The 22,661-nt window shown below is 32.6% G+C and carries 21 protein-coding genes; 20 read left to right on the top strand and 1 reads right to left on the bottom strand.

Annotated elements, in window-relative coordinates; genetic code table 11:
- The first annotated feature begins 5 nt into the window (after nucleotides 1-5).
- From ABZP37_RS00850 to ABZP37_RS00810, 9 genes are all read left to right on the top strand, one after another.
- Nucleotides 6-968: a glycosyltransferase family 4 protein gene (locus ABZP37_RS00850; RefSeq protein ID WP_366184838.1), complete on the top strand. Its 963-nt coding sequence runs from the start codon at nucleotides 6-8 to the stop codon at nucleotides 966-968.
- Nucleotides 958-1,239, top strand: coding sequence for a hypothetical protein (locus ABZP37_RS00845; RefSeq protein WP_366184836.1), 282 nt, complete (start codon nucleotides 958-960; stop codon nucleotides 1,237-1,239). The genes ABZP37_RS00850 and ABZP37_RS00845 overlap by 11 nt, the downstream gene beginning before the upstream one ends.
- Before the next feature lie 33 nt (nucleotides 1,240-1,272).
- Nucleotides 1,273-2,412, top strand: coding sequence for an aminotransferase class I/II-fold pyridoxal phosphate-dependent enzyme (locus tag ABZP37_RS00840; protein ID WP_366184834.1), 1,140 nt, complete (start codon nucleotides 1,273-1,275; stop codon nucleotides 2,410-2,412).
- A gap of 5 nt (nucleotides 2,413-2,417) precedes the next feature.
- Nucleotides 2,418-2,966, top strand: coding sequence for a dTDP-4-dehydrorhamnose 3,5-epimerase (rfbC, locus tag ABZP37_RS00835; protein WP_366184832.1), 549 nt, complete (start codon nucleotides 2,418-2,420; stop codon nucleotides 2,964-2,966).
- Nucleotides 2,966-3,826, top strand: coding sequence for a dTDP-4-dehydrorhamnose reductase (rfbD, locus tag ABZP37_RS00830; protein ID WP_366184831.1), 861 nt, complete (start codon nucleotides 2,966-2,968; stop codon nucleotides 3,824-3,826). The genes rfbC and rfbD overlap by 1 nt, the downstream gene beginning before the upstream one ends.
- Before the next feature lie 12 nt (nucleotides 3,827-3,838).
- Nucleotides 3,839-4,705: a glucose-1-phosphate thymidylyltransferase RfbA gene (rfbA, locus tag ABZP37_RS00825; RefSeq protein WP_366184829.1), complete on the top strand. Its 867-nt coding sequence runs from the start codon at nucleotides 3,839-3,841 to the stop codon at nucleotides 4,703-4,705.
- 158 nt (nucleotides 4,706-4,863) lie between these two features.
- Nucleotides 4,864-6,819, top strand: coding sequence for a nucleoside-diphosphate sugar epimerase/dehydratase (locus tag ABZP37_RS00820; protein WP_366184828.1), 1,956 nt, complete (start codon nucleotides 4,864-4,866; stop codon nucleotides 6,817-6,819).
- An 83-nt stretch (nucleotides 6,820-6,902) separates the two neighbouring features.
- Entirely contained in the window at nucleotides 6,903-7,694 is a 792-nt protein-coding gene (locus tag ABZP37_RS00815; protein ID WP_366184827.1) for a polysaccharide biosynthesis/export family protein, read from the top strand.
- 7 nt (nucleotides 7,695-7,701) lie between these two features.
- The gene (locus ABZP37_RS00810; protein ID WP_366184825.1) at nucleotides 7,702-10,083 is read left to right on the top strand and encodes a polysaccharide biosynthesis tyrosine autokinase; all 2,382 of its coding nucleotides are present in this window, start codon (nucleotides 7,702-7,704) and stop codon (nucleotides 10,081-10,083) included.
- Between the two features lie 389 nt (nucleotides 10,084-10,472).
- Here ABZP37_RS00810 and ABZP37_RS00805 read toward each other — a convergent pair whose 3' ends face one another.
- On the bottom strand, nucleotides 10,473-11,216 hold the full coding sequence (locus ABZP37_RS00805) for a CpsB/CapC family capsule biosynthesis tyrosine phosphatase (RefSeq protein WP_366184824.1): 744 nt from the start codon (nucleotides 11,214-11,216) through the stop codon (nucleotides 10,473-10,475).
- A 169-nt stretch (nucleotides 11,217-11,385) separates the two neighbouring features.
- Here ABZP37_RS00805 and ABZP37_RS00800 point away from each other — a divergent pair, with 169 nt between their 5' ends.
- From ABZP37_RS00800 to ABZP37_RS00750, 11 genes are all read left to right on the top strand, one after another.
- Nucleotides 11,386-12,255, top strand: coding sequence for an ABC transporter permease (locus ABZP37_RS00800; RefSeq protein ID WP_366184822.1), 870 nt, complete (start codon nucleotides 11,386-11,388; stop codon nucleotides 12,253-12,255).
- A gap of 81 nt (nucleotides 12,256-12,336) precedes the next feature.
- Nucleotides 12,337-13,605, top strand: a complete 1,269-nt coding sequence (locus ABZP37_RS00795) for an ABC transporter ATP-binding protein (protein ID WP_366184821.1) — start codon at nucleotides 12,337-12,339, stop codon at nucleotides 13,603-13,605.
- Between the two features lie 6 nt (nucleotides 13,606-13,611).
- Entirely contained in the window at nucleotides 13,612-15,486 is a 1,875-nt protein-coding gene (locus ABZP37_RS00790; protein ID WP_366184819.1) for a DCC1-like thiol-disulfide oxidoreductase family protein, read from the top strand.
- Nucleotides 15,483-16,322, top strand: a complete 840-nt coding sequence (locus ABZP37_RS00785) for an NAD(P)-dependent oxidoreductase (protein WP_366184818.1) — start codon at nucleotides 15,483-15,485, stop codon at nucleotides 16,320-16,322. Before ABZP37_RS00790 ends, ABZP37_RS00785 begins: the two co-directional genes overlap by 4 nt.
- Entirely contained in the window at nucleotides 16,304-17,281 is a 978-nt protein-coding gene (locus ABZP37_RS00780; protein ID WP_366184816.1) for an ATP-grasp domain-containing protein, read from the top strand. Before ABZP37_RS00785 ends, ABZP37_RS00780 begins: the two co-directional genes overlap by 19 nt.
- Nucleotides 17,282-17,920: an HAD family hydrolase gene (locus ABZP37_RS00775; RefSeq protein WP_366184815.1), complete on the top strand. Its 639-nt coding sequence runs from the start codon at nucleotides 17,282-17,284 to the stop codon at nucleotides 17,918-17,920.
- The gene (locus ABZP37_RS00770) at nucleotides 17,917-18,546 is read left to right on the top strand and encodes an acetyltransferase (RefSeq protein ID WP_366184814.1); all 630 of its coding nucleotides are present in this window, start codon (nucleotides 17,917-17,919) and stop codon (nucleotides 18,544-18,546) included. Before ABZP37_RS00775 ends, ABZP37_RS00770 begins: the two co-directional genes overlap by 4 nt.
- Nucleotides 18,546-19,670 (top strand): dTDP-4-amino-4,6-dideoxygalactose transaminase, encoded by a 1,125-nt coding sequence (rffA, locus tag ABZP37_RS00765; RefSeq protein ID WP_366184812.1) that lies wholly within the window; start codon nucleotides 18,546-18,548, stop codon nucleotides 19,668-19,670. Before ABZP37_RS00770 ends, rffA begins: the two co-directional genes overlap by 1 nt.
- Nucleotides 19,663-20,832, top strand: coding sequence for a hypothetical protein (locus ABZP37_RS00760; protein WP_366184811.1), 1,170 nt, complete (start codon nucleotides 19,663-19,665; stop codon nucleotides 20,830-20,832). Before rffA ends, ABZP37_RS00760 begins: the two co-directional genes overlap by 8 nt.
- Nucleotides 20,822-21,529 carry a class I SAM-dependent methyltransferase gene (locus ABZP37_RS00755; RefSeq protein WP_366184809.1) on the top strand — a complete coding sequence of 236 codons (708 nt, stop codon included), beginning with the start codon at nucleotides 20,822-20,824 and terminating at the stop codon, nucleotides 21,527-21,529. The genes ABZP37_RS00760 and ABZP37_RS00755 overlap by 11 nt, the downstream gene beginning before the upstream one ends.
- The gene (locus tag ABZP37_RS00750; RefSeq protein ID WP_366184807.1) at nucleotides 21,510-22,625 is read left to right on the top strand and encodes a glycosyltransferase; all 1,116 of its coding nucleotides are present in this window, start codon (nucleotides 21,510-21,512) and stop codon (nucleotides 22,623-22,625) included. Before ABZP37_RS00755 ends, ABZP37_RS00750 begins: the two co-directional genes overlap by 20 nt.
- Nucleotides 22,626-22,661: the final 36 nt, after the last annotated feature.

Below are 22,661 nucleotides of genomic sequence, written 5' to 3'. Positions count from 1 at the left end.
TTATAATGATGTATTTAGTCCTTTTTTTGCTTTTACTAGTTATGGAACTGGTCTTTTTTAAATTTGCTGATAGATACAATATCATTGATAAACCCAACCATAGAAGTGCTCATACCGAAATCACATTAAGAGGTGGCGGAATTATTTTTTGGTTTGCAGCCTTATTGTATTTTATTCAAAATAGTCAAAATAATTATCTTTTTTTCACAGGGATTACCTTGGTGAGCCTGATAAGTTTTTGGGATGATATTCAGAGCTTGTCGAGTAAACTACGTTTTCTGGCTCATGTTATAGCTATTACGGTCTTATTTTTTGATTTAGATATTTTTGTCATTTTTCCATGGTACGGTATTTTGTTTGCCTATTTCTTTTTTGTAGGAACAATAAACGCCTATAATTTTATGGATGGGATCAACGGAATTACGGGCTTGTACACGCTATCTGTTTTGGGAGCTTTAGGCTATGTAAATTATTTTATAGTGCCATTTGTTTCTTTGGATTTTATTATATATCCCATGATAGCATCGGTTGTTTTTCTTGTTTTTAATTACAGAAAAAAAGCCAAATGTTTTGCAGGAGATATAGGGAGTATTGCAGTTGCTTTCTGGATCGTGTATTTGTTATTAAAGTTATTCTTGCTGACTAATTCAATTGTCTGGATTATGTTTTTATCCGTTTATGGAGTAGAAACGGCCTCGACTATTGTGCATCGGATTTATTTAAAAGAAAAATTATCAGAAGCGCATCGTTGGCACTTTTATCAAATTTTATGTAATGATTATAAAATAGACCATAGAGTAGTGTCATTAGGGTATGCCCTTTTACAGTTCTTAGTTTCAAGCTTGGTCATTTGGTGTTATCAAGTCTATTCAGATGTGGTCATTATATTGGTCGTTTTGCTTCCGCTTTTTCTGCTGTATTCGGTTAAGTTTTATTTGCTTAAAAAAAGAAAAGAATATGCTGCATAGTATTGACGGAGCAATTTTTTCGGATGCTAGAAGTTCTATTTTGTACTTAAATGATTTTAAGTTTACAGAGATCGAACGATTTTATGCAATTACAAATTCTGATAAAAATCGAATAAGGGGTTGGCAAGACTATAAATTAGATTTCACAAATTTTTATTGTGTGTCAGGTTCGTTTAATATCGGTTATGTGAATGCCACCGTAGCTTTAGAAAAAGATTCTAAATTAATTTCATTTTTAACCCTTACCCTTCAGTCAAGCAAAAGAAGATGATGCACGTTAGGATAAAAAACACTAGGAATATAAATGAGTAAGAAACCCATTTATATGTCCTCTATCCATCAAGGTGGAACTGAGAATTATTACATTCAGCAAGCATTGACTGATAATGCATTGTCAACTGGAGGAGAGAATGTAAATCAATTTGAAAATCAATTGCAAGGCTATTTAGGAAATCAATGTCATGTTGCTGCTCTAAGTTCAGGAACTGCAGCGATACATTTAGGTTTGATTCTGTTAGGGGTTCAAGCAGGCGATGAAGTGATTTGTCAAAGTATGACCTTTTCGGCTTCAGCAAATCCAATTTTGTATCAAGGAGCAACACCAGTGTTTATAGATAGTGAGGATGAAACTTGGAACCTTTGTCCTATAGCTTTAGAAAAAGCAATTATAGACAGAATAGCCAAAGGAAAAAAGCCAAAGGTTATCATTGCTGTACATTTATACGGGGTGCCTTATCAAATAGAAGCCATTCATGCCATTGCAAATCAATATAGTATTCCCGTTTTAGAGGATAGCGCGGAGGCTTTAGGGAGTAGTTATAAAGATCAAAAATGTGGTACTTTTGGAGATATTGGAATCTTGTCTTTCAATGGGAATAAAATTATTACAACTTCAGGAGGAGGAGCTTTAATAGCGAAGTCAGAAGAGATAAAGAATAAAACTATTTTTTATGCGACCCAATCTAAAGATAATGCGCCTCATTATCAACATAGTTATGTAGGGTATAATTATAAGATGTCAAATATTTGTGCAGCTGTTGGTCAAGGCCAAATGGAAGTGCTTGAGCAACACATACTTTCAAGAAGAGCGATCCATGATTTTTATTTAGAACTTTTTGATGCAATTCCTGACGTAAAGGTTTACCAAGTGCCAAATGAGGATTTTTATGCTAATTGTTGGTTGACAGTAATTATTATTCAACCTAATGAGAATAAAGGGTTTAGCAATGAGGGTTTGCAATATTTTTTAGAAAAAGAAAATATAGAAGCGCGTCCTTTGTGGAAACCCTTACATTTACAACCTGTTTTCGAAAAATATCCTTACTATGGAGGTAAGGTTGCCGAAAATTTGTTTAATCAAGGGTTGTGTTTGCCTTCAGGTTCTAATTTAACCAATGAGGAAAAGGACAGAATTTATACAGTGATAAAGGAATATTTTAAATAAAAAAAATGAAATTAGAATCTACACCTATTAAGGATTTAGTAATTATAAACCCCGTTGTATTTGAAGACGAAAGAGGGTATTTTATGGAATCGTATAATGAGAATAAATTGAAGGATCTGGGAGTGCAAATCGACTTTGTGCAAGACAATCAATCTTTTTCTAAGAGAGGAACGTTAAGGGGATTGCATTATCAAAATCCGCCTTATGCGCAAACCAAGTTAATTCGAGTATTACAAGGAGCAATTATTGATGTGGCTGTAGATTTAAGAAAAAATTCGCCTACTTATGGTCAATCTTTCTGTGTTGAATTAAATGCTGAAAATAAAAAGCAATTGTTAGTACCACAGGGTTTTGCTCATGGTTTTTCGGTTATTAGTGAGACCGCTCTCGTAATGTACAAATGTGATCAATATTACCATAAAGCCAGTGAAGGCGGTATTCGTTTTGATGATTCCGATTTGAATATTGATTGGGGAATGGACTTAAAAGACGCTATTGTGTCCGAGAAAGATTTGATTTTACCTGATTTTAAAAACTGTAACAGCCAATTTTAATGAAAAAGATATTAATAACAGGAGCCAACGGCCAATTAGGATCGGAAATTAAAGTTTTAGCTTCTAATTATTCCGAATTTGAATTTGTTTTTACAGACATTGAAGAATTTCCTTTAGGGAATCAGGATGAAATAAAGTCTAATTTTAAATGGATTGCACCTGATGTAGTTATCAATTGCGCAGCTTATACTGCGGTAGATAAGGCAGAACAAGATCAAGAAATAGCAAATGTAGTAAATCATTTAGCCGTGGCTACTTTGGCACAGTTGTGTGATGAGTCGCAAGCGAAATTTATCCATATTTCAACTGATTATGTATTTGATGGAAATTCACCAGTAGCCTATACTGAAACGGATACACCTAATCCACAAAGTGTGTATGGAAAAACAAAATTAGAAGGAGAAAAGGCTTGCCTTTCTCTATGCCCGGATAGTATTATTATAAGAACGGCATGGGTGTATTCCGAATTTGGAGCTAATTTTGTAAAAACAATGATTCGATTGATGACTGAAAGAGATGCAATAGGAGTCGTTAATGACCAAATAGGGTCTCCTACTTACGCAGCTGATCTAGCACAAGTTATTTTGACGATCTTAACAAGCGAAAAATGGAATCCAGGGATTTACCATTATTCTAATGCAGGTGAAATTAGCTGGTTTGAATTTGCTACAGCTATTCAAGAGATCGCTGGGTTGTCTTGTGAAGTCAATGGGATTCCTGCTTCGAATTATCCAACTCCAGCACAACGTCCCGCCTTTTCTTTATTAGATAAATCTAAAATAGAAAAAGTATATGGTATTAAGACTATTCCATATAAGGAAAGTCTAGTCCAAATGATAGGTAAACTTAAGGATTCTTAATAAATAATAGTTATGAAAGGAATTATTTTAGCAGGTGGTTCGGGTACGCGATTGCATCCTCTGACCTTAGCAATGAGTAAACAAATGATGCCCGTTTATGATAAACCGATGATTTATTATCCGTTATCAACATTGATGACTGCGGGGATCAATGAAATATTAATTATTTCTACACCACATGATTTGCCTAATTTCAAGAAATTATTAGGTGATGGGAGTGCTATCGGTTGCCGCTTTAGCTATGCAGAACAACCCATTCCAAATGGATTAGCACAAGCCTTTGTTATAGGTGAAGAATTTATAGGTAGCGATAGTGTTGCTTTGGTTTTGGGTGATAATATCTTTTTTGGGTCTAATATGGATGAATTATTACAGTCCAATATTAATCCTGATGGAGGTGTGGTTTTTGCTTACCATGTGTCAGATCCGGAACGTTATGGAGTTGTGGAGTTTGATGAAGATTTGATTGCCGTATCTATTGAAGAAAAACCATTGAAACCTAAATCTAATTATGCAGTTCCAGGATTGTATTTCTATGATAATTCGGTTGTCAAAATTGCTAAAAACATTCAGCCTTCGCCAAGGGGAGAGTACGAGATTACCGATGTCAATAAGGCCTATTTAGAACAAGGGAAACTAAAAGTGGGGATTTTAAGTAGGGGAACTGCTTGGTTAGATACAGGGACTTTTAATAGCTTGATGCAAGCGGGACAGTTTGTTCAAGTGATAGAAGAGAGGCAAGGGTTGAAAATTGGATGTATTGAAGAAATAGCTTGGCGTCAAGGGTTTATTTCAGATAAAGAGTTAAGGGATTTGGCCATGCCGTTAAAAAAATCAGGTTATGGGGAGTATCTTATTGGACTCTTAAAAGAGGTTTAATAGGTGAAGCTTAATCATTTATCGTCAATTTTTTAGTACAATGTAATGTTAAGATTGCCAAACTTATAATATAAATCGCTACATTATCTGTTATCTCAACTTAAATTGTATTTTTGATAATTAAGTGCCAATAAAATCATAAAAAGAATAATTTGAAAATGAATAATAATTCAAGTTTAGAACAGTTTTTTTCTAAGCTTAGTCTGAGGTTGCGTTTCAATAATTTAAGTTATCTTCCACGGTGGATTATAATTATTATTGATTTTGCTGTTTTGGGTGGGGCGTTTTCAGCGACTTATTTGTTGTTTAAGGGTATGGGATTGCGTTATATTAATATGGAGTCCGTAATTACTTTTGTAGGGGCTTTTGTAATAGTCAATCTATTTTTCTTTTGGTTGTTTAGGACTTATTCGGGTATTATTAGGCATTCCTCCTATATTGATGCCGTAAAACTTTTGTTTTCACAGGTATCTGTTTTAATTGTTTTTCTTTGCTTTAATTATACCCATCAATTTATATATGGCTATAAAGCTTTCTTGAATACCTCATTGTTTATCAATATTGTATTGTCTTTTTGTGGTTTGTTTTTGTACCGAGTAATGGTGAAACAAACGTTTGAATTGTATTTCACCCAACGGGATCATGACGGTCTGACTAAAGCTATTATTTATGGTGCTGATGCAAATGCGATATCAGTGGCCAATGCCTTGAAATTTGAAACACCTTCCCGTTTTAAAATTGTAGCTTTTATTGATAAGAACGCACAAAGTAGTACCAAACGAATCCTAGATTTACCTATTCTGACACAACAAAAACAGATTCCAACACTCATGCGAAGTCAAGGTGCGCAGGGGTTAATTTTTGCCGATAAGAGTTTGTCTAAACAAGAGCAAATGGTTATTGTGGATGAATGTTTAGAGTATAATTATAAGGTTTATACCGTTCCTATGATTTCAGATTGGGAGAATAATAAAGAGATTTCACAAAAAGTTAAGGGGATTCAAATCGAAGATTTACTAAACAGAAATCCTATTGTTTTGGATAATAAGTTAATTTCAAATCAGCTTAAAGATAAACGGATATTAATAACAGGAGCAGCGGGTTCTATAGGGAGTGAGATCGCCCGTCAAGTGTTGAGGTTTGAGCCTAAGATGTTGATGCTTTTAGATCAGGCTGAAACGCCACTACACAATTTAAATTTAGAGCTTGAGAGCATAGAATCAAAATCCATGCTCAAAACTATTATTGTAGATATTAGGTCCAAAGAGTCTTTGACTCATGTATTTGAAACGTACGAGCCTCAAGTTGTTTTCCATGCGGCAGCCTATAAGCATGTGCCTTTAATGGAAGAAAATCCTTCACAAGCTATCCAAACTAATGTGGAAGGAACTAAAAATGTAGCTGATTTATCTTGTCAGTTTCATGTTGAAAAATTTGTCATGATTTCAACTGATAAAGCGGTGAACCCAAGTAATGTTATGGGGGCTAGTAAAAGAATAGCTGAGAAGTATGTACAATCCTTGCATTTGAAAAATGTTAAGGCGGGGCTTGATTGCACCAAATTTATCACCACGCGTTTTGGTAATGTTTTAGGTTCCAATGGCTCAGTTGTTCCTTTGTTTACAAAGCAAATCTCAGAGGGAGGTCCTGTTACCATTACTCATAAAGACATTATTCGATATTTTATGACTATACCGGAGGCCTGCCAATTAGTTTTAGAAGCTGGAGCGATGGGGAATGGAGGTGAAATTTATATTTTTGACATGGGGAAACCGGTTAAGATAATTGACTTAGCTTATAAGATGATTAAGTTGGCTGGATTTATACCAGGAAAAGATATTGAAATTAAAGAAATTGGTTTACGTCCAGGTGAAAAATTATATGAAGAGTTATTATATAATGATTCTAAAACCCTACCAACTTATCACGACAAAATAATGATCGCTGAAGAGATTCAGGAAGGATGTGTCCATTTACATCAGGAAATAAACGTATTAATTGAGATTTCTAAATCTTTCAAAAAAGACGATATTGTGATGAAAATGAAACAAATTGTGCCGGAATTTAAAAGTATGAATTCAAATTTTGAAATATTAGATAAAATAAGCTCTTGATCTTTGTGTATAAAAGGGGATTATAAACTTCTTTTCTTACTGTTTTTTTCTATATTCGCAATCGTAAAAAAAAAATAAATTAAATGAAATATTTTAATCTAATAAAAAATAAATTCCCTTTGTTTTTTATCTGTTTATTAATGTCTTGTGGTTCTAAACAAGAGGTTGTTTACTATCAAAATAGTGATAGTTTAGCAAAAACAGAAGTGACTAATTCATACGAAATAAAGATTCAGCCTGACGATTTGTTAATGATTATAGTTTCGGCTGAAGATGCTGAAATTGCGGCGCCTTTTAACTTAAAAGCGATTCTTGTAGTGGCTCCAGAGAATCAGTATTCATCAGCTAGAGAATCTTCGCAATTGTATTTAGTTGATTCTAAGGGAACAATAGATTTCCCGATTTTAGGTAAGCTTAAAATTGGAGGAAAAACAAGAACCGAAGTTGTTGCGATGTTAAGTCAAAAAATTGCTACTTATATTAAAAACCCAATTATTAATCTTCGTATAACAAACTTCAAAGTTTCACTTCAGGGTGAAGTAAATTCTCCGGGAGTTTATACCATCAATTCAGAGCGATTGACTTTAATTGAAGCCTTGAGTTTATCCAAAGATTTAACCATATACGGAAAAAGAGATAATATCTTAGTAATTAGAGAAGTTGATGGTCAGAAAACCTTCAATAGGGTAGATATTACTAAAGCAGATTTTATGAATTCACCTTTTTATTATTTAAGCCAAAATGATGTAATTTATGTGGAGCCTAATAAGTCCAAAGTGAATGCTTCTAAAATTGGACCTGATACAAGTGTCGTTATTTCAGCGGCTTCTATATTACTTACCTTAGTTACTTTAATTATTTCTATTACAAAATAATCCATTCATGCAAAATAATCTATTAAACGAGGAAAATGCAAATGATTTTCAATTAAGAGCGATCATTGAACAATATGCCTCACATTGGAAATGGTTTTTACTAAGTATTTTTCTGTGCCTATCTTTAGCTGTAGTTTATTTAAAATTTGCTGTTCCACAATATCAATCTAGTACTACTATTTTAGTTAAAGATGATGATAACGGTGGTGTTATGTCTCAGCTCTCCGCTTTTTCTGATCTAGGATTAGGAGGTGTTAATAACGATATTGATAATGAAATTGAAATTCTGCATTCAAGAACGCTAATTGAAAGTGTTGTCAGAAAGTTGGATTTGAATATAAGTCAGTATGTTAAAAAGAGAATTGTAAGTCGTGAGGTTTATAAAAAGACACCTGTTATTGTAAGCTTTTTAAATAGAAATGAATTTTTTCACACATCCGAAAGTCAATTAGTACTTTTAAAAACGGGTACAAATAGTTTTAGCTTGACTGAAAAGGAAGTTGAAGATCGTGATTTGATAATACGGAATACCAAAAGTGAATACCAGTTTGGAGAGACAATCAAGACAACCGTTGGGGATTTAGTAATTACGAAAGCGGAGAAGTATTTTAATGATCCTAAAACCTGGGATGGAGAATCAGAAATAACCATTAATTTAAGCACTGTTGAAGATGTAGCAGATAGTTTTGGCAAAAGACTATCAGTAGCGCCTTTGAGTAAAAAAAGTAGCGTCCTGAAGCTGACCGTGATGGATGGCGTAGTTGATAAATCAGAGGAGTTCCTGGATGTCTTAGTTGAATTGTACAATAGTAATGCCGTTGAAGATAAAAATCAAATATCGGGTAATACCTCTAAATTTATTGCAACTCGTTTGGCTTTAATCGCTGAAGAATTGGATGGTGTTGAACAAGATGGGGAAAGTTTTAAAAAGTCTAATAGGCTAACAGACATTGAGTCAGAAGCGAAACTTTTTATTGAAGGTTCAAGTGAATATGATAAAAAAGGGATAGAGGCTGAGATTCAATTGAATGTCACCAACTCCATGTTAGATTTTGTTAAGAAAGCTACTAATTCTGATTTATTGCCTTCTAATTTGATTACTGAAAATCAAGGTTCAGGAAGTTTAGTAGAAAATTATAATAAGTTGGTTTTAGAGCGCAATCGCTTATTGAAATCAGCCACTTTAGAAAATCCTTCTGTAATCAAATTGGATCAACAGTTGGCTTCGCTTCGAGCAAATGTAGTTTCGAGTTTGGAGCGTTTGAGATCTACCTTGACAATTCAAAAGCAGAATTTAAACAGTCAAGAGGGAATCATTGACAGTAGAATTCGCAAAATTCCTTCTCAAGAAAGACAATTCAGAGCTATTGCTAGACAGCAAAAAGTAAAGGAAGAATTATATCTGTATTTATTACAAAAAAGAGAAGAAACAGCGATTGCCTTATCAGCTACAGAACCTAATGCAAGGGTCGTGGATGCTGCTAAAGCTCAAAAACTACCGGTGTCTCCTAAACGTTCTATAATTCTGCTCGCGGCTTTATTGCTAGGGCTTTTAATTCCGTTTAGTATCTTGTATCTGATAGATTTATTAGACACTAAGGTAAAAACACGAATGGATATTGAAGGGAAAACATTAATTCCTTTTATTGGTGATCTGCCTACTTCTGAGTCGTATCATGAGATTATGAATACCGAAAGTAGATCTAGTTCTGCTGAAGCTATTCGTATTATTAGAACTAATTTAGAATTCATGATTAGCAAGGCTAGTGATGAAAAGGCTAAAACAATATTTTTAACCTCCACTTTCCCTAAAGAAGGAAAGACATTTGTATCGGTGAATTTAGCCGCTACTTTTGCACTTTCAGGTAAAAAAGTGTTGTTGATTGGTATGGACATCCGTAATCCTAGGTTAGATGAGTATATGCAATTGCCAGAACGAGGAGTGACTAATTATTTGAGTAATAAAGAAGACAATCTAAACAGCCTTATAGTAAAACAAGAAGGATATGATCATTTCTACGTGCTTCCTGCTGGAATAATACCTCCAAATCCAGCTGAATTATTGATGAGTAAAAAAGTAGATACTATTTTTGAAACCGTTAGAGAGCAATTTGATTATGTCATAGTGGATACGGCTCCAGTAAGCTTAGTCGCTGATACCCTATTAATTGCCAAACATGCGGATTGTTTTGTGTATGTAGTACGTGCAAATGTCTTAGAAAAAAGGATGTTGAATATACCCAATACCTTGTACAAAGAAAATAAATTACCTAATATGTGTATATTGCTGAATGATACTGATTCTACTAAAGGATATGGCTATAGTTATGGGTACGGTGTTAATCTCCAACAAAACCAACCTTGGTACAAAAAATTAAATAATAAATAAAAGAGTTTTTGCCTAGGAATAATACCAAAAATTAGTACAATATATTACGGTCTTATTTTTATCAGATCGAGTGCAGTCAAGATATAATAGTGGTTCTCAACTGCGCTACCTATGACGTTTTAGCTTAAGTGCCTGATTTACATATACTAAAAAAAAACACACACCCCTAGCCCCTATAACTCTAGTTGATATTTGTTTTTGGAATCGTTGAATCTCCGATTTCAAGAGGGGAATTAGAAGTGCTAACATTCAAATAACGTCATTTTATATTGCTTTTTTTAGAATAAAAATTACTCCTCGAATTGACAATTGAACTATTAAATGTTAAGGGTATAAATTTCGTTTTAAACCTCTTAAGTTATTCTCTTTTAGACACTGATTTTGAATAGCTATAAATCCACTTTGAAAAATTGATTGTTGGCGATGATTTCTTTCAAAGGGGCATCATCTTTAATTTTAATTCTTACATCAAATGCGGCTATGTGGTTTTTGTGATGTGTATCTGAGCCTACAAAATCATACAACCCTTTTTTGAGCAAATCCTCTGCAATGGCAGTCACTTCTTTTCCGTAATAGCCCGTTACAGCCAAAAGATTAAGTTGGAGTTTACAGCCTGCTTTCTTAAGTTTCTTGAATTCATCTGGGTTATTATGGTAAAACAAATAACGTTCTGGGTGTGCCAATACAGGAATATAGCCTGCGATTTGCAAATCAAATAGAATCGAATACAATTGAACAGGAGCATTGATGTAGGACATCTCTACTAATACATAATTGTCTTTGAGGGTAAGTAAATCATGAGACTCAAAAAGTTTGACAAATTGATCGTCCATTAAATATTCCGCAGCAGCTTTGAAAGGGATTTGGATATCATTTTTGGCTAACTCCAGTACCGTAGTATCTCTTTTTGCTTGAATTTGTTCATGTGTGTTATCCCAAACATGTTGAATGATATGGGGAGTGGTGATGAATTGAGTAACACCAAAACTCTGCAATGCCCTGGTCATAGATAAAGTTTCCTCAAAATTTTGGGCACCATCATCAATACCGGGCAAAAGATGAGAGTGAATATCGATGTGGTTATCAGGAATTAAATCCTTTAATACTGTTTTTTTTTTCGAAAAGAAGAGCACGTATTTGTATATTTAATTAGATTGCAAAGTAAACGAAATTTTAGGAATTCTAATGATTGAATTCATTTATAACTAGCGCTAAATAATTATATTTGTTGGAAAGTAAAATTACTAGTATTTTAGTTGAAGTTTATTCATCTAAAAAGGATTTGAAAAAATTTAAAATTTAATGAATCATAAAGAAAACAATACCACCCCTTGGTTGTTCGAAATCAAACCAAAAAATAATTTCTTCTCGCTCAATCTTAATGAAGTATGGCAGTATCGTGATTTATTGATGCTTTTTGTGCGCCGTGATGTGGTTACAGTTTATAAACAAACGATTTTAGGTCCACTTTGGTATTTAATTCAGCCTTTGTTTACTTCTATAACATTTACAATTATATTCAACAACGTAGCAGGAATTGAAACAGGAACCGTACCTCCTTTTTTGTTCAATTTGGCTGGGATTACCATTTGGAATTATTTTACGGCCTGTCTTAACGGTACCTCGAACACCTTTGCGGCCAATGCAGGTATTTTTGGAAAAGTATATTTCCCTAGGATCATTTCTCCACTTTCAGTTGTTATTTCTAATTTGATCAAATTTGGAATTCAGTTTTCCATTTTTTTGGCATTTTACACCTATTTCTATTGGAATGGGGCTGCAGTGAGTTTGAATTCTTTAGTGTTGTTATTTCCACTTTTGGTGGTATTAATGGGCGTTTTAGGATTGGGATTAGGAATGTTTATCTCTTCTTTAGTAACTAAGTACCGTGATTTGAATTATTTAATCAGTTTTGGAGTGCAATTGTTGATGTACCTCTCAGCAGTAGTGTATCCTATGGCGTTGATTAAGGAGAAAATGCCTCAGTATGCTTGGCTAGTAGAATATAATCCTTTAGCCTATATTATCGAAACGTCTCGTTATCTTTTGTTGAACGTCGGTCAGGTTTCTATATTGGGATTAAGCTATACTGTTGTAGTGACCATAGTTCTGTTTTTTGTTGGGCTATTGATTTTTAATAAAACCGAGAAGAGTTTTATTGATACGGTGTAATAAATGAAAATTTGTAGATAGATTCATAAAAATGTTTAACAGTTTAAACGATTAATCGTTTAAACTTTTCCTTATAATAAAATGAGTAAAGACATAATCTTAAAAGCTGAAAATATTTCCAAGCAATACCGCTTAGGTACTGTTGGTACGGGAACATTAAGCCACGATATCAATCGTTGGTGGCATCAAATACGGGGAAAGAAAGACCCTTATTTAAAAATAGGCGATGTAAACGATAGAAGCACCAAAGCAGAAAGTGATTACGTATGGGCATTACAAGATATTAATTTTGAGGTAGCGCGTGGCGAAGTACTGGGAATCATTGGTAAAAATGGAGCAGGTAAGTCTACTTTGTTAAAAATTTTATCTCGGGTAACTGCACCTACTACTGGGAGTATCAAATTTGGCGGACGTGTAGCCTCTTTATTAGAAGTGGGTACAGGGTTTAATGGGGAAATGACAGGAAGAGAGAACATCTACCTTAATGGCGCTATTCTGGGTATGACCAAAAAAGAAATCACTTCTAAGATTGATGAAATAATAGATTTCTCGGGTTGTGAACGATACATAGATACTCCCGTAAAACGCTATAGTAGCGGAATGACCGTGCGTTTGGCTTTTGCTGTAGCCGCTTTTTTAGAACCTGAAATCTTGATTATTGATGAAGTATTAGCCGTTGGTGACGCCGAATTTCAGAAAAAAGCCATTGGAAAAATGCAGGATATTTCAAAAGGGGAAGGAAGAACGGTTTTGTTTGTGAGTCATAATATGGCGGCTGTAGAAACGTTGTGTACACGTGTAGTGAGCATGAAAAATGGAAGTATCGTGGGCAATGGCTTGCCAACCAAAGTAATTTCGGACTATTTGCAAAGTAGTTCTTTTTCGGAACGTAAAATTAGTTTTGATAAAATTGAGGAGGCAAGGGGAAATGAAAAAATAAAAATCCTTTATGCGGCAATTGAAAATGCCTCCAAGTCAAATAGAGATGATGTGATTGACGTGACTTCTGCTATCGATTTTCGTTTGAAAATCGTTAACCAAACCAAAGAGGAAAAAATTTCTATAGGTTTTGATTTGAGAACAATAAAAGGGGATGTGCTTTTTGGTTCGGGAAATAAATTTGATTGTGCTGTAGGTAGGATTACGGAACTAACGTGTCAGATTCCATCCAATTTTCTAAACGATGATGTCTATCAAATTCATTTTTATATTCACTCCGATGCAATGAATAGTTTGTTTCAAGATACTGAATTATTGACTTTTGAGGTTAAAGATATAAAAAGAGAATCAGGGTATTTGGGTAAAGTGAACGGTTTTGTGAGGCCACAATTAAATTGGATTGCGAATTAACTGCGGATGAAAAATTATTTTAATTTAAAAATTGATGCTATTGGGCTTTCTGTTTTCAGGATGTTTTATAGTATTGTATTGTTTTTAGAAATAAAGCAACTGTTTACTTTTAAAAATATTATTTATGATAAAGATCCGTTTGTAAGCATAGGAGAGTTAGATGTGACGTTTCTTTTTTACTTTTGGTTTGTTACCTTGTTTTTGCTCTTCTTGGGTTTATTTACACGATTCGCAACTATACTAAATTATATCTTTTCGGTAATCATTTTTAGCTCTGCGAGTAAGTTTGAATACCATGTTTTTTATATCTATGTAGGTTTAAATTTCTTATTGATGTTTATCCCTATTGCAAGAGTTTTTTCGTTTGATAGTTTGTTTCAAAAACTTAAATATACCAGTATAGGCAGGCGATTTACAGTAGATAGAAAAGTATTGCAAATAAATTATTTCATGCCTGTTTTTGCTGCGATAGGACTGGTTTATTTTGACTCTGTTTTTCATAAATTTTCCAGCAAAATGTGGATGGATGGTCTTGGGGTCTGGTTGCCATCAAGTTTGCCTATGGTTACTTGGAACGATACCTCAATACTACTCAACCAACAATGGTTAATGCTCTTTTTGGGATACTTGGTTTTAGTTTTTGAAACACTTTTTATCTTTCTTTTTTGGTTCAAAAGATTTCGAGTTCCATTTTTATGCTTAGGTCTTTTTTTTCATATCGGTATTCTTATTGCATATCCAATTCCATGGTTTGCATTGACTGTTATTGCTACCTATATGTTAATGGTTCCAGTTGGGTTTTGGTCTAAAATAGCCAACAGAATTAAAAATAAGAAACCAACATATACTTTTTATTACGACGCAGAATGTCCGTTGTGCAATAAGGTAGTTGTTATTATAAAACACTTTGATGTACTTGCAACCATCAATTGCATAACGGTGCAAGGGAATTATCAAAACGATGTTGCCTTGCAAAGTTATACAGAAGAAGATTTATTAATCAACATTCACGGCGTAACCAATTCAGGTAAAGTTTCTGTTGGTTTTTGGGCTTATGTACAATTGCTAAAAAAAATGAAATACAGCTACCCAATTGGTTTGTTTATTTCACTTCCAGTTATTTCAATACTTGGTCAAAAGGCATATCGGTTTATAGCCGGAAATCGATTGACAGAGCGTTGCACGGTCGAAAATTGTGCTATACCTGTTTACCACAAACCAGTAGGAGAAACCGATGACTTATTAATAAAAGGCTTGAATAAATTAAGCATTACACAGTTTTTTTGGAAAGTGATTTTGGTGTTTTTATTTTTTGGACAAGTACTTTTTATTTGGCAGACCTCCTTTGTTCAGAATAATTTTCCAAAAGTTAACTATGCTAATAAGATAATGGTAGTTCCTTATAATTTTTCTAAAGGGTTTTTAAAAAGATATATAGGTTTAACTGCGCATGATGTTTTTTTAGACAACCATTTTGTAAATTATAATCATGAGATTAAGATTTCATACTTAAGTAAAAACGGAAATATCATTACTTTACCTTTAATAAATAATGATGGTATGCCATTTGGCTATACTAGTGGGATAATTTGGAGGAATTTATCTTTTAATGTTGTGACAGCTAAAATAGAAAAAGCTAAAATAGAGAAAGGGATTTTGGCTTATATAAAATATTTTAAAAAGGGATTCTGTTTAACTAATGAGTCTATAATTTTATATATTAAGGAGATTGAAACACCTTCTAATTGGGAAAAAGATTTTCTAAAAAAACAAATTGATAAGCCTTGGGTTGAAATTGGACAAGCAGAATTTGTAAAAGATAGCTTGGTTTTTAGTTGGAATGATGAAATGACAAAAATTTTAATTAAAGAAAAAAAGTGAATATTTTAATAACAGGAATATATGGTTTTTTAGGAAGTAATTTAGCTAATGAATTACAAAAGGATAATTGTGTTATTGGATTTTATAATCAGAATAAAAAAAATAAAATAAATCAATCGATCGAAACTTTCGATGATCTTGAGTTAATTGAATTTAGTCCAGAAATAATAGTTATGTGTCATGCAGCTGTAGTTTCTGGTCAAGAATCAATGAGCAAAAATAAATTATTGGAAGTAAATGTTTCATTAACAAAAAAGATAATGGAACATTTTCCTTTGGCAAAGTGTATTTATGTTTCTTCGGTTTCGGTTTATGGAAATACCCTAAATGAAATTAATGAAGATACGATTGTAAATCCTGTTTCTGAATATGCAAAATCTAAATATTTAGGTGAACAAATAGTTTTGAAAGGAACAAAAAATATAATTGTTAGGTTGCCATCATTATATGGAAGTGGAATGAAAGAGAATACTTTGATTCCAAATTATTGCAATCAAGCAATTGATAAAAATGTAATAGAAGTATGGGGGAAAGGGGAAAGGCTTCAAAATTATATTCATGTGGATGATGTTGTAGATTTAATAATAAAAATAATTAATTATCAAAATGAAAAAAGCTTCATTGCTTTAGGAGTTTCGGATAAAGAGTTTTCTAATTATGAAGTTGCAACTATAATCTCTAATGAAACAAAATCGGAAATTATATTTGTTAATGAAGATACATCTCATTCAGTAAACTACAATAATAAAAAAACAAAAAAAACATTTAATTGGATGCCTGTTGTTGCTTTAAACGAAGGTATTAAAAATTATATAGGATGGAAAAAAACGCAGTAATAGTAACTGGTACTGGAGGTAATGTTGGTCAAGGAGTTTTGAGGAATATCCAAGATTTAAATTTAGATATTTACTTAATTGGAACCGATATTGCTTCATTTACTGCGGGTAATTATTTATGCGCTATAACTTATCAAGTGCCTTACTCTTATGAAGAAGCCTATATAGACAAAATTATAGAGATTGTAAACAAGCATAACGTTAAGCTAATAATTCCCACAACTGATTATGAAGTATACTTTTTATCGCTTCATAAAAATAGAATTAAAGCAACAATTGCTGCTAGCGATGCAGGAATTGCAAAAAAATATTTAGATAAATATCAAACTTTTTTGCATCATCAAGGACTACAAATACCTTTTGCTAAAAGTTGGTTGCCTAGTGAGTACAATAATGAAGAAATTGAAATTATTGTAAAACCAAGAGAAGGAAGAGGTTCAAGAGGGATAGTTTTAAATCCAGAAAACCCAAAAAGTTTTTCGGATGATTATTTAATTCAAGCCTTGCACAAAGGGAAAGAAATAACGACTGCTTTTTATATTAAAAAAGATGGGAGTTTACATGGTCTTTTTTCTATGGAAAGAGAACTAACTAATGGTGCAACATCAAAATCTAAAACGGTAAAAGAGTATGATGAAAAGTTAAAAATAATTATTCTCAAAATGATTAGTGCTAAAGGTTTAAGAGGAAGTTTAAATATTCAATCCATAGTTGATGAAAATAACATAATTACTCCATTTGAAATAAATTGTAGAATTTCGGGGACAAATTCAATAAGACATAATTTAGGTTTTCAAGATGTAAAATATACCATTCAGGAATATTTATTTAATCAAGAACCAGACGAGGTAAAAACAATTGAGGGTGTTGCAATAAGATTGCTATACGATATAATATATCCTAATGCAACAGATGAAAAGGAGTTGAATAATAAATCAAGTAAACATAAAGTATATTAGATGAAGTATTTATTATTAGATGTTTCGGGGACGATTCTATATAAACCTACATTATTTGATAGAATTCAGGGCGTTTTAAGTGATTTTGAATTTTCTATAGATAAAAGTACAATACAATACAATCATAAAATTTTGTCTGAAACTATAAAATTTCCAGATAGAACAGACATTGAATTCTATTCTTATTTTAATTCCGAATTATTATATTCTTTGGGAGTGATTCCTACTTCAGAAATTGTGTCAGCGTTATTTAAGGCTTGTTCTTATTTGCCATGGGAAAAATATGAGGATACAAAGGTGTTGCATGAAATTTCAATTCCAATGGGAATACTTTCTAATTTTAATGCCACTCTTGAGGGAAAGTTAAATCAATTTTTTGGAACAATTTTCAAAGATATTTTTGTTTCAGAAACTATTGGAAAATCTAAACCATCGATAGAATTTCATCAATATGCTTTAGAAAAAATTAATATTGATCCAAAAGATATATTGTATATTGGAGATTCATTTAAATTGGATTTTGAACCAGCAGTTTCTCTAGGAATTTCTACTTTTGTAATCGATAGAGATGGATTTTATAAAAACAATGTTAATGTGATTAGTTCTCTTTCTGAAATAAAAAATATTATTAATAAATGAAAACACTAGCTATAATTGGTTCAGGTGATTTGGGACAGCAAATAGCCCATTACGCTTTCACAGATAAACATTATTCTAGAGTGGTCTTTTTTGATGATTTTGCTACTGAGAAAGAAGTCGTAGGAATTGCAGTTGTTGGTAGAGTAAGTGAGATTGAAACCGCTTTTAATGAAAAGCTTTTTGATGAAGTTCTAATTGGTATTGGTTACAAACATTTAGCAGTAAAGAAAAAAATTTATAATAACTTGAAAGGGAAAATTCCTTTTGGTAAAATTATACATTCAACTTCTTGGGTAGACGCATCAGCAACAATAGAAAAGGGATGTGTGGTTTATCCAGGCTGTTTAATTGATGCAAAAGTAAAAATAAAAGCAAATACAATTTTAAACATTGGTTGTACTATTGCTCATGATACTGTTGTAAACTCTCATTGTTTTTTGTCGCCTAGAGTTGCGATTGCAGGTTTCGTAAAGGTTGAAGAATTGTGTGTTTTGGGTATAAATACCACTATTATAGACGGTATTTCCATTGTTGAAAAAACTCAAACAGGAGGAGGAACAGTACTCATAAAATCAATAGAAAAGTCAGGATTATATGTAGGTAATCCAGCAAAATTTATACGATAATGATTCCATTTAATAAACCTTATTTAACAGGCGATGAAACAAAATACATAACTGATGCTGTAGCATCGGGTAAAATTTCGGGTAATGGTAAGTATACGCAAATGTGTCATAAGTTTTTTGAAAATCGATACGGTTTTAAAAAATGTTTGTTGACCACTTCATGTACGGATGCTTTAGAAATGGCAGCACTATTAATAAATATTCAACCTGGAGACGAAGTCATAATTCCTTCGTATACCTTTGTTTCAACTGCCAATGCTTTTGTTTTGCGTGGGGCTACAATTGTTTTTGCTGATTCTTGTGTAAACAATCCCAATATAGATACAACCAAAATAGAAGCATTAATTACGTCTAAAACTAAAGCCATTGTGCCGGTACATTATGCCGGTATTGCTTGTGATATGGATGTTATTATGGATTTGGCAACAAAATATAATTTGTTTGTAATTGAAGATGCAGCGCAAGCTATTGATAGTTTTTACACAGGCAATGATGGTATAAAGAGAGCATTAGGTTCTATAGGTCATTTAGCGGCTTTTTCTTTTCATGAAACCAAGAATATTATTTCGGGCGAGGGCGGAATGTTAGCCATTAATGACATACAGTTTGCTGAAAGAGCTGAAGTTATTTGGGAGAAAGGGACCAATCGCGCTGCTTTTTTTAGAGGAGAAGTTGATAAATACGGTTGGGTAGATATAGGTTCTTCCTTTTTACCATCTGAAATTATTGCTGCTTTTTTATGGGCACAAATAGAATACCTTGATGTGATTCAGGATAGAAGAAAAATAATTTGGAATCAGTATTTCGAGGGTTTAAAAGATAATAGTGCCATTAGGATGCCTCTTATTCCTGATTACGCTACTAATAACGCACACATGTTTTATTTAGTTTTTGAATCTTTAGAAATAAGAAATAAGTATATTGCTCGTTTAAAAAGTAAAGAAATCCACGCCGTTTTTCATTATTTAAGTTTGCATAGTAGTCCTTTTTATAATTGTAAACATGATGGAAGGATTTTAGATAGAACTGATCTTTATTCGGATACTTTGTTGCGATTACCAATGTTTTATGAGTTAACAGCAAAAGAGATTGAATTGATTATAAATACCATTAAGAATGAGTAAGAAAAAGATACTTTGGGTTGTGTTTGATTTTGTACAAGCAGGAGGTCAACGCTATGTTTACGAAATTTGTAAAGCACTTGATAAACAAAAATATCAAATTGATATTCTTCATGTTAATGATTTTAATGCTGATAAAAATTGGCAAGATGAATATTATTACCAACCTACTCTTGATTTAGGATGCACCATTTATAATTTAACCGAAATATTTAGAACTTCAATTGAACAATTATCACCATTTAAGAAAAAAATAAATAAAATTTGTAAAAAACTATTTTCTAAAATTTTATTTAATGATAAAAGAATGAAAAAAGAAAAATTTTGCTTGGAAAAGTTATTTGAAAAGTATAATTATGTCAATTTTTCTGGAATAGGAGTATATAATGCGGTTTGTATTAGCAGAGGTTTACATCCAGCAAATGCACTAATTAATATTTTGACAGGTAAATTTCAAGGTATTGACATTTATAAAGGCTACGATAAAAATTTGTTTTACCAATTTGTTTCAGGTTTTGAACTAGAAGGATTAAAGCAGGAATTAAGTGAGTTTACAAATTATAAGCACACTTATTTACCATTGAGTTTAGAATGTCAACCCTATAGTGCAGGTTTGGATTTTAACAGAAAAAAATTGGTGATAGGAATCTTTACGAGATTGTCTTTTATGAAACCTTTAGATCCTTATTTTTATGCTTTAAAATTATTGTTAGAACAAGGAGTTGATGTAGAGTTGAAAGTATATGGAGCCGGTGATCCAGTAGCTTTAGGTTTTAGTAGGCAGTTAGAGTATTTATATCTTAAAGACAGAGTTCGTTTTTGTGGTCATGTAGAATCCATACCGGAAACCTTAAAGAGAGAAAAATTTGACTTGATTTGGTTTCAATCTACAAACAAACAATTGGCAGGATACGCAGCTTTAGAGATCGCTTTAGGAGCGGTACCGCAGGTTTTATGGGATTTTAATAGTTTAGAAACAGAGAGTCCTATTGAAGAAGTTTTTAAGAGTTTTACCAATTTGACGCAATTTGTAGCTTATACAAAGATGTTATTGTCTTCTAAAGAATTATTATGTACTATAGGTTCAAAACAACAACAACATATTTTAGAGTATCATTCAATTGATAAAAACATTTCACTACTAGAAGCTATATATGCCATTTGATAATTTTATAAATATACCTTTCAATAAAGATAATCTAGATAGATTTCATATTAGGTATTCAATTTTTAATGCTTTAAAAGTTACGATGCCTAAACTGAAAGGTAATCTCCTAGATATAGGTTGTGGCAAAATGCCCTACAAGGAATATATACTTAAAAATAGTAAAGTAACTAAGTATGTTGGTCTGGATATAGAAAAGGCATTAGTCTATGATGAAACTGTAAAACCTGATTTTGTTTGGAATGGAAATACAATGCCATTTGATAAAGCCATTTTTGAGTGTGCCTTTGGAACAGAGGTTTTAGAGCATTGTCCAGAACCTGAAATAGTTTTAAAAGAAGTGTATAGGATTTTAAAGAAGGATGGTGTGTTTTTTTTTACGGTTCCTTTTTTATGGAATTTACACGAAGTACCTCATGATGAATATCGTTATACTCCCTTTTCATTGGAACGACATTTAAGAAATTCTGGTTTTAGTGAAATTGAAATTAAAGCAACAGGAGGTTGGCACGCTTCTATGGCTCAAATGCTCGGATTATGGGTAAGGAGAAGTCCTATGTCTCATAAAAAGCGCAAATATCTCTCTATGGTTTTAAAACCTATTATTGGGTATTTAATTAAAAAAGATAAACCAAATACCGTAACTTTCAAAGATGGTCAAATGATAACTGGATTATATGGAACTGCAAGAAAATAGAATTGCGATGGTTTCTCCGTCACTTAATGCTTATTCAGAATCTTTTATTCAAGCACAAAAAGTAGGTTTGCAGGGAAAAGTGTTTTATTATTACGGCGATTTTTTACCACAGTATTTAGAAGAGTACGGGAGATTGCCTAGTAAGCATGCTTCATGGGAAGTAAAAATAAAACGCAAACTGGGTTTCAAAACTTTTAATATTGAAGAAACTGCATTTATTCATTCTTTAAAGAAGAATAAAATCCAAGTTGTCTTAGCGCAATATGGACCAACGGCGAATCGGATAGTTAAAATTTGTAAAAAATTAAATATTCCGTTGATTACGCATTTCCATGGTTATGATGCTTCAATTGGATATGTAATTGAAAGCTGTAATAAGTACAAGGAAGTGTTTGAATACAGTAACTATGTCATTGCTGTTTCTCGTTCCATGCAAAAAAGTTTAATTGAATTAGGCTGTCCGTCTGAAAAAGTGATTTACAATACTTATGGGCCAGATAATAGTTTCTTAAACGTAGATCCACAATTTACTGAAAACACTTTTATTGGTTTAGGACGTTTTGTAGAAAAAAAGGCACCCTATTATACCATTTTAGCTTTTAAGAAAGTTATAGGACAGTTTCCCAATGCCCAATTGGTAATAGGAGGGAAAGGAGAACTGTATGAAGTATGCAGAAATTTAGTTCGATATCATAAAATAGAGAACAATGTTTTGTTACCCGGAGTTTTGACTAAAGAAGCGTTTATAGCATATCTGGAAAAGAGTTTAGCTTTCGTCCAGCATTCGGTTACAGCTTTAAATGGTGATCAAGAAGGAACTCCAGTCTCAATTTTGGAAGCATGTGCAGCAGGGTTACCTGTTATTGCAACCGATCATGCAGGAATTCCGGATGTCATTATTGATGGAGAAACTGGCTTTTTAGTTCAAGAGCATGATGTAGATGCAATGGCAGAAAAAATGAAAATAATAATAGAAAATACTTCTTTAGCTAAACAAATGGGAGCAAACGGGAAAGAAGTGATAAAAAGGAATTTTTCACTGCAAAAACATTTGACAATTATTGATGATTTAGTAGAACAATCAATTAAGGGGTAATGATTATCCTACTTAAACTCCATGATTTTTCCTGCT

It is taken from the genome of Flavobacterium ovatum, from assembly GCF_040703125.1.
GTDB classification, from domain to species: domain Bacteria; phylum Bacteroidota; class Bacteroidia; order Flavobacteriales; family Flavobacteriaceae; genus Flavobacterium; species Flavobacterium ovatum.
The sequence above is the reverse complement of the archived record's forward strand: the minus strand, read 5'-3'. Positions and strand labels throughout refer to the sequence as shown.

Coding starts and splice junctions, on each gene's coding strand:
- ABZP37_RS00850 (WP_366184838.1), top strand. CDS start 6: ATGATGTATTTAGTCCTTTTTTTGCTTTTACTAGTTATGGAACTGGTC.
- ABZP37_RS00845 (WP_366184836.1), top strand. CDS start 958: ATGCTGCATAGTATTGACGGAGCAATTTTTTCGGATGCTAGAAGTTCT.
- ABZP37_RS00840 (WP_366184834.1), top strand. CDS start 1,273: ATGAGTAAGAAACCCATTTATATGTCCTCTATCCATCAAGGTGGAACT.
- rfbC (WP_366184832.1), top strand. CDS start 2,418: ATGAAATTAGAATCTACACCTATTAAGGATTTAGTAATTATAAACCCC.
- rfbD (WP_366184831.1), top strand. CDS start 2,966: ATGAAAAAGATATTAATAACAGGAGCCAACGGCCAATTAGGATCGGAA.
- rfbA (WP_366184829.1), top strand. CDS start 3,839: ATGAAAGGAATTATTTTAGCAGGTGGTTCGGGTACGCGATTGCATCCT.
- ABZP37_RS00820 (WP_366184828.1), top strand. CDS start 4,864: ATGAATAATAATTCAAGTTTAGAACAGTTTTTTTCTAAGCTTAGTCTG.
- ABZP37_RS00815 (WP_366184827.1), top strand. CDS start 6,903: ATGAAATATTTTAATCTAATAAAAAATAAATTCCCTTTGTTTTTTATC.
- ABZP37_RS00810 (WP_366184825.1), top strand. CDS start 7,702: ATGCAAAATAATCTATTAAACGAGGAAAATGCAAATGATTTTCAATTA.
- ABZP37_RS00800 (WP_366184822.1), top strand. CDS start 11,386: ATGAATCATAAAGAAAACAATACCACCCCTTGGTTGTTCGAAATCAAA.
- ABZP37_RS00795 (WP_366184821.1), top strand. CDS start 12,337: ATGAGTAAAGACATAATCTTAAAAGCTGAAAATATTTCCAAGCAATAC.
- ABZP37_RS00790 (WP_366184819.1), top strand. CDS start 13,612: ATGAAAAATTATTTTAATTTAAAAATTGATGCTATTGGGCTTTCTGTT.
- ABZP37_RS00780 (WP_366184816.1), top strand. CDS start 16,304: ATGGAAAAAAACGCAGTAATAGTAACTGGTACTGGAGGTAATGTTGGT.
- ABZP37_RS00775 (WP_366184815.1), top strand. CDS start 17,282: ATGAAGTATTTATTATTAGATGTTTCGGGGACGATTCTATATAAACCT.
- ABZP37_RS00770 (WP_366184814.1), top strand. CDS start 17,917: ATGAAAACACTAGCTATAATTGGTTCAGGTGATTTGGGACAGCAAATA.
- rffA (WP_366184812.1), top strand. CDS start 18,546: ATGATTCCATTTAATAAACCTTATTTAACAGGCGATGAAACAAAATAC.
- ABZP37_RS00760 (WP_366184811.1), top strand. CDS start 19,663: ATGAGTAAGAAAAAGATACTTTGGGTTGTGTTTGATTTTGTACAAGCA.
- ABZP37_RS00755 (WP_366184809.1), top strand. CDS start 20,822: ATGCCATTTGATAATTTTATAAATATACCTTTCAATAAAGATAATCTA.
- ABZP37_RS00750 (WP_366184807.1), top strand. CDS start 21,510: ATGGAACTGCAAGAAAATAGAATTGCGATGGTTTCTCCGTCACTTAAT.